Origin of the sequence: Burkholderia sp. NLJ2 (assembly GCF_049487195.1) — a bacterium.
Classification (GTDB): domain Bacteria; phylum Pseudomonadota; class Gammaproteobacteria; order Burkholderiales; family Burkholderiaceae; genus Burkholderia; species Burkholderia pyrrocinia.
Genome location: NZ_CP137810.1, coordinates 329,938 through 344,554, shown reverse-complemented (window position 1 = coordinate 344,554; position 14,617 = coordinate 329,938). Strand labels below are relative to the sequence as shown.

Annotated in this window: 13 protein-coding genes and 1 tRNA gene; 5 read left to right on the top strand and 9 right to left on the bottom strand. The window is 65.2% G+C overall.

All coding sequences use genetic code 11. The annotated features are described in order from the left end of the window. On the bottom strand, positions 1-1,551 hold the full coding sequence (locus tag R9B84_RS23935; protein ID WP_423762539.1) for a phospholipase D family protein: 1,551 nt from the start codon (positions 1,549-1,551) through the stop codon (positions 1-3). 281 nt (positions 1,552-1,832) lie between these two features. Here R9B84_RS23935 and R9B84_RS23930 point away from each other — a divergent pair, with 281 nt between their 5' ends. The 4 genes from R9B84_RS23930 to R9B84_RS23915 are packed head-to-tail and all read left to right on the top strand — an operon-like array spanning position 1,833 to position 3,291. Then, positions 1,833-2,411, top strand: a complete 579-nt coding sequence (locus tag R9B84_RS23930; RefSeq protein ID WP_423762538.1) for an RNA polymerase sigma factor — start codon at positions 1,833-1,835, stop codon at positions 2,409-2,411. Between the two features lie 17 nt (positions 2,412-2,428). Further along, on the top strand, positions 2,429-2,752 hold the full coding sequence (locus R9B84_RS23925) for a hypothetical protein (RefSeq protein ID WP_423762537.1): 324 nt from the start codon (positions 2,429-2,431) through the stop codon (positions 2,750-2,752). Further along, on the top strand, positions 2,749-3,045 hold the full coding sequence (locus tag R9B84_RS23920) for a 4Fe-4S dicluster domain-containing protein (RefSeq protein WP_423762536.1): 297 nt from the start codon (positions 2,749-2,751) through the stop codon (positions 3,043-3,045). Before R9B84_RS23925 ends, R9B84_RS23920 begins: the two co-directional genes overlap by 4 nt. 27 nt (positions 3,046-3,072) lie before the next feature. Beyond that, positions 3,073-3,291 carry a hypothetical protein gene (locus R9B84_RS23915; protein WP_262544096.1) on the top strand — a complete coding sequence of 73 codons (219 nt, stop codon included), beginning with the start codon at positions 3,073-3,075 and terminating at the stop codon, positions 3,289-3,291. An 83-nt stretch (positions 3,292-3,374) separates the two neighbouring features. Here R9B84_RS23915 and R9B84_RS23910 read toward each other — a convergent pair. The 6 genes from R9B84_RS23910 to R9B84_RS23885 form a co-directional block, all read right to left on the bottom strand. Then, positions 3,375-3,450, bottom strand: a tRNA-Ile gene (locus R9B84_RS23910). A 129-nt stretch (positions 3,451-3,579) separates the two neighbouring features. Then, complete coding sequence (gene rpoD, locus R9B84_RS23905) at positions 3,580-6,003, bottom strand: RNA polymerase sigma factor RpoD (protein ID WP_423762535.1); 2,424 nt, start codon at positions 6,001-6,003, stop codon at positions 3,580-3,582. 88 nt (positions 6,004-6,091) lie between these two features. Beyond that, positions 6,092-7,972: a DNA primase gene (dnaG, locus tag R9B84_RS23900; protein ID WP_423762534.1), complete on the bottom strand. Its 1,881-nt coding sequence runs from the start codon at positions 7,970-7,972 to the stop codon at positions 6,092-6,094. Positions 7,973-8,041: 69 nt separating this feature from the next. Next, the gene (locus tag R9B84_RS23895) at positions 8,042-8,488 is read right to left on the bottom strand and encodes a GatB/YqeY domain-containing protein (protein ID WP_423762533.1); all 447 of its coding nucleotides are present in this window, start codon (positions 8,486-8,488) and stop codon (positions 8,042-8,044) included. A gap of 194 nt (positions 8,489-8,682) precedes the next feature. After that, entirely contained in the window at positions 8,683-8,895 is a 213-nt protein-coding gene (rpsU, locus tag R9B84_RS23890; protein ID WP_006479415.1) for a 30S ribosomal protein S21, read from the bottom strand. A gap of 291 nt (positions 8,896-9,186) precedes the next feature. Then, positions 9,187-10,407 (bottom strand): NAD(P)/FAD-dependent oxidoreductase, encoded by a 1,221-nt coding sequence (locus R9B84_RS23885; RefSeq protein WP_423762532.1) that lies wholly within the window; start codon positions 10,405-10,407, stop codon positions 9,187-9,189. Positions 10,408-10,537: 130 nt separating this feature from the next. Between R9B84_RS23885 and tsaD the strand changes: the two genes are divergently transcribed. Further along, a complete protein-coding gene (gene tsaD, locus R9B84_RS23880) occupies positions 10,538-11,578 on the top strand; it encodes a tRNA (adenosine(37)-N6)-threonylcarbamoyltransferase complex transferase subunit TsaD (protein WP_423762531.1) in 1,041 nt (346 codons plus the stop codon). A 93-nt stretch (positions 11,579-11,671) separates the two neighbouring features. Here tsaD and folE2 read toward each other — a convergent pair whose 3' ends face one another. Both folE2 and dxs read right to left on the bottom strand, forming a co-directional pair. Next, positions 11,672-12,481: a GTP cyclohydrolase FolE2 gene (folE2, locus tag R9B84_RS23875; RefSeq protein WP_423762530.1), complete on the bottom strand. Its 810-nt coding sequence runs from the start codon at positions 12,479-12,481 to the stop codon at positions 11,672-11,674. Positions 12,482-12,635: 154 nt separating this feature from the next. Next, positions 12,636-14,540: a 1-deoxy-D-xylulose-5-phosphate synthase gene (gene dxs / locus R9B84_RS23870; RefSeq protein ID WP_423762529.1), complete on the bottom strand. Its 1,905-nt coding sequence runs from the start codon at positions 14,538-14,540 to the stop codon at positions 12,636-12,638. Positions 14,541-14,617: the final 77 nt, after the last annotated feature.

Below are 14,617 nucleotides of genomic sequence, written 5' to 3'. Positions count from 1 at the left end.
TCACAGTTGCGATTCGATTGGAAACAGCCCAAGAAACCAGACTTCCATCCGGCGCGCAACCGAAACTTCCGGTTCGTGGTCGAGCTCGGTGACCGTCCCGTCCGAATCCGTCTGAACCCACTTGAGCTGCCCTTTCCCCGCCGGATCGGTCCTCGGCTCGACACGCCACGCGATCCGATCGAGTCGGGATTCCAGATCGTTTGCAACCTGCGCCGCAATCGCCGGACTCTCGCAGTAAACGCCGATCTCCGTATTGAGGTTCAGCGAGCGCGGATCGAGGTTCATCGACCCGATGAAAATGCTCTTGTGGTCGAACACATAGGTCTTCGCATGCAGCGACGCACGCGACGATCCGATGATGACCTGCTTCGAAATGCTCTTGTCGCCCGACGGCCGCCGTTCGTAAAGCCGCACGCCGGCCGCCACGAGATCGCTTCGGTCGCGACGGTAGCCCGCATGCACGGCCGCCACGTCGGTCGACGCGAGCGAATTGGTCAGCACGGTCACGCGCACGCCGCGCGCCGAGAGCGCGCGCAGCCGCTCGACGACGGCCTTGCCCGGCACGAAGTACGGCGACACGATCAGCAGGTCATGTTCGGGCTGCAATGCGAGCGCGCGCAACTGCGGCATCAGGTGCCCGTCGCTGTCCTTCGGCGAATGCGCGATCTTCGACGGATCGTCGTACAGCACCGTCGCGCGCCCCCACGACAATTCCGTGCCCTGCCCATGAACGATCCGGTCGAGCCGTTGCCTCGCTTCGAGCACGTACGGATTGTCCTCCATCGCCCTCAGGTAGTCGCGCAACCGTTCGCGCTCGCGGCCCAGCCCGCCCGGCGCCGCTTCGTGCCCCACCAGTGCGTCGATCGAATACGCATACGGGGAATTCCAGAACGTATCGAATTCCGTCGAGATGTCCTTCACGACCGGACCGTGGACGACGACATCGAGATCGCCGAACTCCAGCATCGACGAGGCGCCGAAGTATTCGTCGCCGATATTGCGGCCGCCGACGATCGCCGCCTGGTTGTCCGCGATCATCGCCTTGTTGTGCATGCGCCGGTTGACGCGCGAGAACTCGAACACCGTGCCGATCTTCTTGAACGTGCGCGTGGCAACCGGATTGAACAGCCGGATCTCGATGTTCGGATGCGAGCTGATCTCGAGCAGCTTGCGGTCGTCGGCGTTCGTGCCGAGATCGTCGAGCAGCGCGCGGACACGCACGCCGCGATCGGCCGCGCGAATGATCGCGTCGGCCAGTTCATGCCCAGTCAGGTCGTCGTGCCAGATGTAGTACTGAAGATCCAGCGAGCGGTCCGCACGGTCGGCAAGCAGCACGCGCGCATCCAGCGCATCGACCGGATCGGTCAGCAGATGAAACGCGTCCTGCCCCGGATGCATGCCGGCCTGCTGGCGAAACGCAACGCCCAGCCGCGTGTTTTCCGTGTCGGCGAACGCATGCGTCGGCGCGCGGTCGGCCTGCGGCGGCAGGCTCGCGCACGCGACGAGCGCCAGCAACGAAAGAATCGCACCCCACGAACGCAGCATGATCATGATGGCCGCCCCCACTCCCGGGCGAAGGTTGTTTGTTCTTGCCGCACGGTGGTCCGCCCGGGGCTTGCCGGTTATCGGCCGCGCTACAGCATACTTCGATTGCCCGCGGCGCGGCGCCGTCGCCGTATTTTACCGATCAGCACGCACGACCACGCAGAGAAGCCTCCGCGACGCATGCAACCGTCGCAGGCTTTCGGACATGACGGACGCTCGATAAATAAAATTTCGCAACCGGGCCTTCCGCCCGACAATATTCGCCTTCCTGAAACGTCATCACGGGTATGGAACCGCCGCCCACCCCGAGCCAGCTGACCGAGCAGGACCGTGACATCGCCGACGCCGTCGCCCGCGAGCGCCCGAGGCTGCGCAATTTCATCCGACGCCGCGTCATCAATCCGGACGAAGCCGAAGACATCCTCCAGGACGTATTCGAGGAACTGGTCGAGACCTGGCGACTGCCGGCCCCCGTCGAGCAGGTCGGTGCGTGGCTGTTCCGCGTCGCGCGAAACCGGATCGTCGACCGCTTCCGCAAGAAAAAGGAAGTGCCGCTGCCCGAAGCGCTCGATACGGACGACGGCGAAGGCGCGTACCGCCTGGATCTTGCGCTGCCCTCGCCCGATTCCGGACCCGACGCCGCTTATGCTCGCACGACGCTGCTCGACACACTGCGCGCCGCACTCGACGAGCTGCCCGAGAACCAGCGTGAGGTGTTCATCGCGCACGAACTGGACGGGGTCAGCTTCAAGGAGATGGCGACCGCTACCGGGGTCAGCGTCAACACGCTGCTGGCGCGCAAGCGTTACGCCGTGCTGCATCTGCGCAAGCGGCTGCAATCGTCTTATGACGACCTCGAGATTTGAACCGAAGGAGAACTGAAATGTCGTTTCGCTGGAAACTATTGAGCAAAGCGTTGCTGCTCGTGCTGATCATCGCGCTGCTGGGCTGGATCGTCATGAGTCTGTGGAACTGGATCCTGCCCGCACTCGTTGTCGGCGCGCATACGATCGACTATCCGCGCGCGATCGGTCTGCTGGTGCTTTGCCGGATCCTGTTCGGCGGATTCCGTGGACATGGCGGTTGGCACAAGCGCAAACAATGGGAGCAGTGGCAACACTGGCAACGGATGACGCCACAGGAGCGCGAGCAGCTTCGCAACGCACCCACGTCTGCGTCACGCCCGAACGAGGGGACCGGTGTATGAACCCGCGCGCAACTGCCGCCTGCAAACAGCCGCCCGGCGCCATCGTGCCGTCCGTCGACTTCGCCCGTTGCGAAGGCAAGGCGGATTGCACGGTCATCTGCCCCGAGAACGTATTCGACATCCGTCGCATCGAGGCTGCCGATTACCAGAAACTCCGGCCATTGCAGCGATTCAAGCTGCGCGTGCATGGCATGAAGGTGGCCTACGCGCCGCGCGCGGATGCTTGCCGTGCTTGCGGTCTGTGCGTGTCGGCGTGCCCCGAGCACGCCATCACGCTCGTCAAGTCGCGCTAGACAGCCGTTCCATATGGAGTCCCGTCAATGACCATGCTGAGCCCGCACGAACTGGCGACGCTGATGCTGATCCACAGCGTGCCCGACCAGATCGACATGACCCGTATCGAGCTCGATACCCTGCTGGATTGCGAACTCATCTCGCTGGAGCCGCTCGCCGGAGAGCGCCGGCGACCGATGCTGACACCCGCCGGCGCGCATCTGCTGGAAGCCGCTGCGCGGCTGGACGGCAAGCGGCTGATATAACGCCCCAGGCAATAAAAAAACCCGCGACGCCTTGCGGCTATCGCGGGTTTCGTGACTTCCTCGGATAACCCTGGAAGCGAATCTGGTGGGCCCGGCGGGGTTCGAACCCGCGACCAATCGATTATGAGTCGACTGCTCTAACCGCTGAGCTACAAGCCCTGATGAGATACGAAGCGTGCTACACGCAGCCCCGGCAAAGAAGCCGGGTCGGCATTGTAACAACAAAGGGGACAAACGCCACCGGCATCACACGGATGCCGGTGGCGTTCGCAGGAGAGACGCTGGAAATCAGTTCCCTTCGAGGAACGACTTCAGCTTGTCGGAACGGCTCGGGTGACGCAGCTTGCGCAGCGCCTTGGCCTCGATCTGACGGATCCGCTCGCGCGTGACGTCGAACTGCTTGCCGACTTCCTCGAGCGTGTGGTCCGTGCTCATCTCGATACCGAAACGCATCCGCAGCACCTTCGCCTCGCGCGGCGTCAGCGAATCGAGCACGTCCTTCACGACGTCGCGCATGCTGGCATGCAGCGCGGCATCCGCCGGCGCGACCGTGTTGTTGTCCTCGATGAAGTCGCCGAGATGGGAATCGTCGTCGTCACCGATCGGCGTTTCCATCGAGATCGGCTCCTTCGCGATCTTCATGATCTTGCGGATCTTGTCTTCCGGCATTTCCATCTTCTCGGCGAGCGTTGCCGGATCCGGCTCGAGACCGGTTTCCTGCAGGATCTGCCGCGAGATGCGGTTCATCTTGTTGATCGTCTCGATCATGTGAACCGGAATACGGATCGTGCGCGCCTGGTCGGCGATCGAGCGTGTGATGGCCTGACGGATCCACCACGTCGCATAGGTCGAGAACTTGTAGCCGCGACGGTATTCGAACTTGTCCACCGCCTTCATCAGGCCGATGTTGCCTTCCTGGATCAGGTCGAGGAACTGCAGGCCGCGGTTCGTGTACTTCTTCGCGATCGAGATCACGAGACGCAGGTTCGCCTCGGTCATTTCTCGCTTCGCCTGGCGTGCCTTCAGTTCGCCGGCCGCCATCTGGCGGTTGGTTTCCTTCAGGTCCTTCAGCGGCAGCACGACGCGCGCCTGCAGGTCGAGCAGGCGCTGCTGCTGTTCGCGGATCGCCGGAACGTTACGTGACAGCACCGCGCTGTACGAATGGCCTTCGGCCATGATCTTCTCGGACCAGTCGAGGTCGGTTTCGCTGCCCGGGAAGCGCGCGATGAATTCCGAACGCGGCATGCCGCACTTGTCGACGACGATGTGCAGGATCTGACGTTCGACCTGACGCACTTCGTCCACCTGCGCACGCAGCGTGTCGCACAGGCGTTCGACGGTACGCGCGGTGAAGCGGATCGTCATCAGTTCGGTCTGGATCGTTTCCTGCGCCTTCAGGTAGGCCTTCGACTTGTAGCCTTCCTTTTCGAACGCGCGGCGCATCTTGTCGAACCACTCGCTGATTTGCGAGAACTTGTCGAGCGAGGCACGCTTGAGGGCTTCGAGCTGGGCGGCGTTGGCCGATGCCTGTGCGGCACCGTCATCTTCCTCCTCTTCCTCTTCTTCCTCTTCCTCCTCGGCTTCCTCGTCCTCGTTCTCGATGGCTTCCGCTTCCTTCGCGGAGAAGCCATCCGTATCGGCAGAGTCCGAAGCATTCGGATCGAGCAGGCCGTCGACGAGCTCATCGACGCGGATCTCTTCGTTCGCGACGCGCTCAGCCATCGCGAGGATGTCGGCGATCGTCGTCGGGCACGCGGAAATCGCCATCACCATGTGGCGCAGGCCGTCCTCGATCCGCTTCGCGATCTCGATTTCGCCTTCGCGCGTGAGCAGCTCGACCGTGCCCATTTCGCGCATGTACATCCGGACCGGATCGGTCGTGCGGCCGAATTCCGAATCGACGGTGGACAGCGCGACTTCCGCTTCCTCTTCGACTTCATCGTCCGACGACGCGGCCGGCGCGTTGTCGTTCAGGAGCAGCGTTTCCGCGTCCGGCGCCTGCTCGTAGACCGCCACGCCCATGTCGTTGAACGTGCCGATGATGCCTTCGAGGGCTTCGGTCTCGGTGAAGTTGTCCGGCAGGTGGTCGTTGATTTCGGCGTACGTAAGGAAGCCGCGCTCCTTGCCGAGCTTGATCAGCGCGCGCAGCTTCACGCGGCGCTCTTCGAGCTCCTCGGCCGTGCCCGGCGTGCTCGTCGCGAACGCTTCCTTCAGCAGCGCCTTTTCCTTGGCGCGACGATCGCGCACCTTGGATTTGCCCGGTGCAGCCGCGGCCGCGGCTGCGGGCTGCTCGTCGCTCTGATTTGCGTCGTCTTCGACGGATACTTCGTTCAGCTTTTTGGTCATGGAGTTCGCCGTACCGGCTATATCGACTCGCGGCTGCTGGACGACAGCCGGTTGAACCGTGGGTGCATGAGTAGTACGTACTGCCGTTTCGTCCGCGGCGGCAGTCGTGTCCCTTGCGCTTTTCGCACTTGCCCGCTTCGCCGCCGGCTTGGCCGGCCCGGAGTCGGGTCTGGCGGCAGCCCGTGTTCTGGCTGCCGGTGCCGGCGCAGCCTGAGCGGTGCCGGCCGCGGTTTTCTTTCCCGCAGGGGCTGACGATGCTGAAGACGTTGTCCTGGTGGAAGAAGCAGACTTGGCCGCTGTGACCTTCTTGGTCGGCTCCGTCGAGCCCTTGCCTGTTGCTTTCTTTCCGCCTGTCGTCTTTGCCATCGCGATTCTCGCCTCTGCTTGGAAAACAAACCGCTGGAAACCTTATATTATAGCACGCTGGGGAGCCCTCTCTAAGCGCCCCGGCCGCCTACAGCCCGAGCCGACGCTTCATGTCGGTTCGCTGCTGGTTCAATTCCGTCAATTCAGCCAGCTCCTCGGGTGTGAAGGTGGATTGCCGCGCCAGCCGATCGAGCCGGTCGCAGCAAGCGTCGTAGCGCATCTTGAGCACCGCTGCCTGCAGCTCCTCCCCCGCGATCCGTTCCTGTTCACGCTGCCGCTCGGGCACCGTCTCGTCCTCCGGATTCTGTAACAGCAAATCGCGGACGTTTTCATCATAGTCCAGAATTTCGCGGAAGATTTCCTCGTAAGTCGCCCCGTTCGAGGACGTCCGCAGGACATCCGACAGCAGCCGGAACTCCGCGCCGTCGCCCAGCGCACGCGCATGGTCGACGACTTCGGCGAACAGTTCGCCGATGCGCGGCAACGCACGCAGCGTCGCAATTTGTTCATCGTCGAGCTGCGACGCGATACGCGGATGCATCACCAGCGTGCGCAATGCGCGCTTTTCGCTGTCCGTCACGCGGCGCCGCTCGCTGCGCGCGGGCGCCTGGCGCGGCGGCGCCGCGATCCGCGTATCGACGTCGGACAGCCCCGCGACCTCTTCGAACGGGATGTCGAGGCGGTCCGCGAACATGTGCATGATCTGCGCGCGCAATGCGTTCGCGGGCAGTGCCTGCAACAACGGCTTCGCATCGAACAGCGCCTTCGCGCGGCCCTCCGGCTGATCGAGCGCCTTGCCGGCAATTGCTTCGTTCAGCAGAAATTGCGACAGCGGCATCGCGCGCTCGACCTGCTCGGAGAACGCGTCCGCGCCGAACTCGCGCACATAGCTGTCCGGATCGTGCTCGGCCGGCAGAAAAAGGAACCGGATCGTGCGGTTGTCCGCCGCATGCGGCAGGCATGCCTCGAGCGCGCGCCGGGCCGCACGCCGCCCGGCCGAATCGCCGTCGAAACTGAAAATAACCGTGTCGGTCTGACGCAGCAGCTTCTGCACGTGGATCGGCGTGCACGCGGTGCCGAGCGTCGCGACCGCATTCGGAAAACCGAGCTGCGCGAGCGCGACGACGTCCATGTAGCCTTCGACGACCAGCACGTACTTGCGCTCGCGAATCGCGAGCCGCGCCTCGAACAGCCCGTACAGCTCGCTGCCCTTGTTGAACAGCGGCGTTTCGGGCGAGTTCAGGTACTTCGGCTCGCCGCTGCCGAGCACGCGGCCGCCGAAGCCGATCACCTGCCCCTTCACGTTGCGAATCGGGAACATGATCCGCTCGCGGAACCGGTCGTAGCGGCGCGCGACGCCCTGCGCATCGGTTTTCTCGCTGACGATCACGAGCCCGGACTCGACAAGCGACTCGTCGCGATAGTCCGGGAACGCGGTTTCGAGGTTCTGCCAGCCGTCCGGCGCGTAACCGAGCCCAAAACGCGCGGCGATCTCGCCGGTCAGGCCCCGGTTCTTCAGGTACTGGATCGCGACGGTCGCGCCGCGCAACTGCTTGCGGTAGTAATCGCACGCGGCGGTCATCGCATCGGACAGCGCGGTCGCGACGGATTTCGACACGGGCGCCGGATAATCACCGCCCCCGCCCCCGCCACCGCCGCCGCCGCCGCGCATCGACGGTTCGTGCGGCACGGTCAGCCCCACGGACTGCGCGAGCTCCTGCACGGCTTCCGGGAACGTGAGCCCCGCATGCTCCATCAGGAAGCCGATCGCCGTGCCGTGCGCGCCGCAGCCGAAGCAGTGATAGAACTGCTTGGTCGGGCTGACGGTAAACGACGGGCTCTTCTCGTTATGGAACGGGCACAGCCCCATGAAGTTGGCGCCGCCCTTCTTGAGCTGCACGTACCGACCCACCACGTCGACGATATCGACGCGGTTCAGCAAGTCCTGCAGGAACGAATGCGGAATCACCGTGGGATCGAGCAAAAAAAGACAATACGACGCCCGGCGCACGCAACGCCGCGCGCACCGGGAACGGGTTTACTTCGTGAGCGCGGCCTTGACCTGCGCGGAAACGGCCGTCATGTCGGCGCGGCCGGCGAGCTTGCCCTTCAGCACGCCCATCACCTTGCCCATGTCCTGCGGGCCGGCTGCGCCGGTTTGCGCGACCGCCGCCTGGACTTCGGCCGCCACTTCGGCGTCCGACAGTTGCGCGGGCATATAGCCGCCCAGCACGGTCAGCTCGGCCTGCTCCTTCGCGACGAGGTCGTCGCGGCCGGCGGCCTGGAACTGGCTGATCGAATCCTTGCGCTGCTTGATCATCTTGTCGATCACGGCCGTGATGCCCGCGTCGTCGAGCGTGACCCGATCATCGACCTCGCGCTGCTTGATCGCGGCCATCAGCAGGCGAATCGTCGCCAGGCGCTCGCTGTCCTTCGCGCGCATCGCGGCCTTCATGTCTTCGCTGATCTGCTCTTTCAAACTCATCTTTCACCCGGGATGGAAACGTGAATCCGACGCCCGCGAACAGGCGTCAACACAAAAACCCGCTTGGGACAGTGTCTCAAGCGGGTTGCTCGAATCCGGCATCGGCGACTCGCCGCCTGATCGGCTGCGCGATCATACCCGATCGCACGGAGTCGCCGGTGCGCCGCTCAGCGAACCGCGCGGCGCCCAATCGTTCAGTACAGCTTCTTCGGCAGCGTCTGGCTGCGGATACGCTTGTAATGACGCTTCACCGCAGCCGCCTTCTTGCGCTTGCGCTCCGCGGTCGGCTTCTCGTAAAACTCGCGCGCACGAAGTTCGGTCAACAGACCGTTCTTCTCGATCGTGCGCTTGAAGCGACGCATTGCAACTTCGAACGGCTCGTTCTCTTTAACGCGAATGATCGTCATGATCCGACACGAATAAAGGTTTGCAGGGAAAGGCTACCGAGTATAGCAGAGCGATTGCCCAAAGGCACGGGGACTGGTCCCGCTAAACCGGGCTTGCCTAGGGCCTGTTCACCCTAATGACGGGCTTGCGCTGGCCGCCAGAAGGGCCGAGCGCAAGGATTGCGACGAAGTGAATACCGACGTATTCGCGAGGAGCATGACGCGGCGATCGGCCCTTCTGGCGGCCAGCCCCACGAACGATTTTTTCAAACAGGGGAACGTGCGTTATTAGGGTGAACAGGCCCTGGCCCGTCAGGCGCCGCGCGCATACTCCGCCGCGGCCTGCCCGGCCGCCGTGCCGGACGCCCACGCCCACTGGAAGTTGTAGCCGCCGAGCCAGCCCGTCACGTCCACCGCCTCGCCGACGAAGAACAGCCCCGGCACGCGCGCGCTCATCATCGTCGCCGACGACAGCTCCCGCGTATCGACCCCGCCTTTCGTCACCTCGGCCTTCTTGTAGCCCTCGGTGCCGTTCGGCGTCAGCGTCCAGCCGGCGAGCGCGTCGCCGATCTGGCGCAGCGTCTTGTCGGGCAGGTCCGCGAGCCGCGCGTCGGCCGCGACGCGATGCGTGTCGAGCCATGCGTGCGCGAGGCGCGACGGCACCCAGTCCGCGAGCAGCGAACCGATCTGGCGCTTCGACGCGCGTTTCGCGTCGAGCAGGTCGGCCACCGTGTCGCGCTGCGGCAGCAGGTCGACGCGAATCGGGTCGCCGGGCTGCCAGTAGCTCGAGATCTGCAGGATGCCGGGCCCCGACAGGCCGCGATGGGTCAGCAGCAGGTCCTCGACGAATTCGCCGCCGCGCTTCTTGTCGCCGGTCGACACGCGCACTTCGAGCGACACGCCGGACAACGCCGCGAACGGCTCCCAGTCGTGCGGCGCGAACGTGAGCGGCACGAGCGCGGGCCGCGTATCGATGAGCTTGTGGCCGAACTGCTTCGCGAGCCGGTAGCCGAAGTCGGTCGCGCCGATCTTCGGGATCGACAGGCCGCCGGTCGCCACGATCAGTGCACGCGCACCGATCGACCCGGCCTGCTGCGTGTCGAGCGTGAAGCCGTCGGCCGGCGCGTGGCGCACCGCGTCGACGACGACGGGCCGGCGCCACGCGATGCCGCCCGCGTCGCACTCGTGCTTCAGCACGTCGATGACCGCGTCGCTGCCGTGGTCGCAAAAAAGCTGACCCTTGTGCTTTTCGTGCCAGGTCACATGATGGCGCTTGAGCAGCCCGAGGAAGTCGCGCGGCGTATAGCGCGCCAGCGCCGAGCGCGCGAAATGCGGATTCGCCGACAGGTAGTTGTCGGGGCCTGCATACAGGTTCGTGAAGTTGCAGCGGCCGCCGCCCGAGATGCGGATTTTCTCGGCGAGCCGCGGCGCGTGATCGATCAGCACGACGCGGCGGCCGAGCTGCCCGGCGACCGCGGCGCTCATCATCCCGGCGGCGCCCGCGCCGATCACGGCGATGTCATAAGTTTCCATGGCGCGGATTGTACCTGCCCGGCATCGGGCCCGTGCCGCCGGCAGCGGCGGCCGGCCCTCGCCTGCTATACTTTCCGGTTACGTTGACCTTCATGCGGCGCGTCCGATACGGCGCGCCCCGCCCTTACCCATGCTCGTTCTCGGCATCGAAAGCTCCTGCGACGAAACCGGCCTCGCGCTCTACGACACGCAGCGCGGCCTGCTCGCGCACGCGCTCCATTCGCAGATCGCGATGCACCGCGACTACGGCGGCGTCGTGCCCGAGCTCGCGTCGCGCGACCACATCCGCCGCGCACTGCCGCTGCTCGAGGAAGTGATGGCGCAAAGCGGCACGCATCGCGACGACATCGACGCGATCGCGTTCACGCAAGGCCCCGGCCTCGCCGGCGCGCTGCTGGTCGGCGCGAGCATCGCGAATGCCCTCGCGCTCGCATGGAACAAGCCGACCGTCGGCATCCATCATCTCGAAGGCCACCTGTTGTCGCCGCTGCTCGTCGCCGAGCCGCCGCCGTTCCCGTTCGTCGCGCTGCTGGTTTCCGGCGGCCACACGCAACTGATGCGCGTGACCGACGTCGGCGTGTACGAGACGCTCGGCGAAACGCTCGACGACGCGGCCGGCGAAGCGTTCGACAAGACGGCGAAGCTGATCGGCCTCGGTTACCCGGGCGGCCCGGAAGTATCCAAGCTCGCCGAAACGGGCACGCCGGGCGCAGTCGTGCTGCCGCGTCCGATGCTGCATTCGGGCGACCTCGACTTCAGCTTCAGCGGCCTGAAGACGGCCGTGCTCACGCAGATGAAGAAGTTCGAAGCGGCGAAACTGGCGGGCGAAGCGCTCGAACGCGCGAAAGCCGACCTCGCGCGCGGTTTCGTCGACGCGGCCGTCGACGTGCTCGTCGCGAAGTCGCTCGCCGCGCTGAAGAAGACGAAGCTCAAGCGCCTCGTGGTCGCGGGCGGCGTCGGCGCGAACCGCCAGTTGCGCGAGGCACTGTCGGCCGCCGCGGCCAAGCGCGGCTTCGACGTGCATTACCCCGATCTTGCTCTGTGCACCGACAACGGCGCGATGATCGCGCTCGCGGGCGCGCTGCGGCTCGGCCGCTGGCCCGAGCAGGCGAACGCCGACTACGCGTTCACGGTGAAGCCGCGCTGGGATCTCGCGTCGCTCGCCCGCTGAGCCGCGCAACGCAACGCCGCACGCACCGGCAGACGTAAAAAAGGCCGCTCAAACGAGCGGCCTTTTTCGTCGGCGCGACAAAACGACGCAGCGTTATGCAGCCTGCCGCTTGTCGCGCTCGATCAGTGCATACGCGCTGTGATTGTGGATCGATTCGAAGTTCTCGGCTTCGAGCACGTACGCGACCACGCGTTCGTCCGCATCGAGACGTTGCGCGACGTCGCGCACGAGATCCTCGACGAACTTCGGGTTCTCGTATGCACGCTCGGTGACGAACTTCTCGTCCGGACGCTTCAGCAGGCCCCACAGCTCGCACGACGCCTCTTCCTCCGCGATGCGAATCAGCGCCTCGACCGGCAGGTCGCCCGCAAGCTCGGCATCGATCGTCACGTGCGAGCGCTGGTTGTGCGCGCCGTACTGCGAGATCCTCTTCGAGCACGGGCACAGGCTCGTCACCGGCACGAGCACCTTCAGGAACAGGCGCGTGTCACCGTTGCGGCTTTCGCCCGCGAGCGTCACTTCATAGTCGAGCAGGCTCTGCACGCCGGACACCGGCGCCGTCTTGTTCACGAAGTACGGGAACGTGACTTCGATGCGGCCGGCCTCGGCTTCGAGCTTCTCGAGCATCGACGCGAGCATCGTGCGGAAACGCTCGACCGTCAGCGGCGCGCGGTTCTCTTCGAGCAGCGCGACGAAGCGCGACATGTGCGTGCCCTTCTGGTCGGCCGGCAGGCGGACGTCGAGGTTCCAGACACCGACGCTCGGCTGCACGTCGCCGCTTTCGGTACGCACCGTCAACGGATGCCGGACCGCCTTCACGCCCACGCGCTGAATCGGAATCTGACGGGTATCCACCGTGCTCTGCACGTCGGGCATCACGAAGGCGGGATTCATCTGGTTCATCTTGTTCAATCCTTGTAAGCCGCGCGTTCGACGACGCGCACGCCGCGTCATGCGGCAGCCGGAAAAGCAACATGGGCCCGCAGGCCCATGTTTTCCGCATCAATGAAGACCGGTTGCGCCAGTCGCACCGGCACCGCCCGTAGGCGGCGCCAGCTTATGCGACGCGCTTCGCCTGACCGGCGACGTCGGCCGCCGGGTTCAGGAAGCGTTCGCGAATCGATTTCGCGATGCCCGCGCCGTCGAGGCCGCATTGCGACAACAGCTTTGCGTGGTCGCCGTGATCGACGAACTGGTCAGGGAGGCCCAATTGTAGTACGGGTCGGATAACCCCACTCTCCATCAGGGCTTCCACGCAGGCCGAGCCCGCGCCGCCCATCACGCAGCCTTCCTCGATCGTGACGAGGTAGTCGTGCGTCTCGGCGAGTTCGCGCACGAGCGCGGCATCGACCGGCTTCACGAAACGCATGTTCGCGACGGTTGCGTCGAGCTCCTCGGCCGCGGCGAGCGACGGAGCGACCATCGTGCCGAACGCGAGGATCGCGACACGCTTGCCTTCCGGCTGCGCCGTGTGGCGACGCACTTCACCCTTGCCGAGCGGGATCTCGGTAAATTCCTTCACCGTCGGCACGCCCGTGCCCGCGCCGCGCGGATAGCGCACCGCGGTCGGGTTCGGCTGCTGCAGCGCCGTGTGCAGCATCTGGCGGCATTCGTTTTCGTCGGATGCCGTCATGACCGTCATGTTCGGGATGCAGCGCATGAACGCCAGATCGTACGCACCCGCGTGCGTCGCGCCGTCCGCGCCGACGAGGCCCGCGCGGTCGATCGCGAACACGACCGGCAGGTTCTGCAGCGCGACGTCGTGGATCAGTTGATCGTAGGCACGCTGCAGGAACGTCGAGTAGATCGCGACGACCGGCTTGAGCCCTTCGGTCGCGAGGCCGCCCGCGAACGTCACCGCGTGCTGCTCGGCGATGCCGACGTCGTAGTAGCGATCCTTGAAGCGCTTCTCGAACTCGACCATGCCCGAGCCTTCGCGCATCGCGGGCGTGATGCCGACGACGCGCGTATCGCGCTCGGCTTCATCGCACAGCCATTCGCCGAACACCTGCGTGTACGTCTTCTTCGCGGGCGTCGTCGACGGCTTGATGCCTTCGGCCGGATTGAACTTGCCGGGGCCGTGATAGAGCACGGGATCGGCTTCGGCGAGCTTGTAGCCCTGGCCTTTCTTCGTCACCACGTGCAGGAACTGCGGGCCGCGCAGTTCGCGGATGTTCTGCAGCGTCGGGATCAGCGAATCGAGATCGTGACCGTCGATCGGGCCGATGTAGTTGAAGCCGAACTCTTCGAACAGCGTGGCCGGCACGACCATGCCCTTCGCGTGCTCCTCGAGCTTGCGCGCGAGTTCGAGCACCGGCGGCGCAACGCTCAGCACGCGCTCGACGCCCGCGCGCGCAGCCGCGTAGAAGCGGCCCGACATCAGGCGTGCGAGATGGCGATTCAGCGCGCCGACCGGCGGCGAGATCGACATGTCGTTGTCGTTCAGGATCACGAGCAGCTTCGCATCTTCCGACACGCCCGCGTTGTTCATCGCCTCGAACGCCATGCCGGCCGTCATCGCGCCGTCGCCGATCACGGCGATCGAGAAGCGGTCGTCACCGTTCAGCTGGCTGCCGATCGCCATGCCGAGCGCGGCCGAGATCGACGTGCTCGAGTGCGCGGTGCCGAACGTGTCGTATTCGGATTCGCTGCGGCGCGGGAAGCCCGAGATGCCGTCGTACTGGCGCAGCGAATCCATCTGGTCGCGGCGGCCCGTCAGGATCTTGTGCGGGTAGGTCTGGTGGCCCACGTCCCAGACGATGCGATCGTTCGGCGTGTTGAACACGTAGTGCAACGCGATCGTCAGCTCGACCGTCCCGAGGTTGGACGACAAATGGCCGCCCGTCTTCGACACGCTGTCGAGCACGAACGCGCGCAGTTCATCCGCGAGCGGTTGCAGTTGGCGACGATCGAGGCGGCGCAAATCCGCCGGGTCGTCGATGGTTTTCAGCAAGTCGTACATCGTCGTTCCATTGTAGGAAATCAAACGCGCCCGCATTCTTTTGCACGCACCGTAGCGTGTGCGCGGCGGCGGGCTTT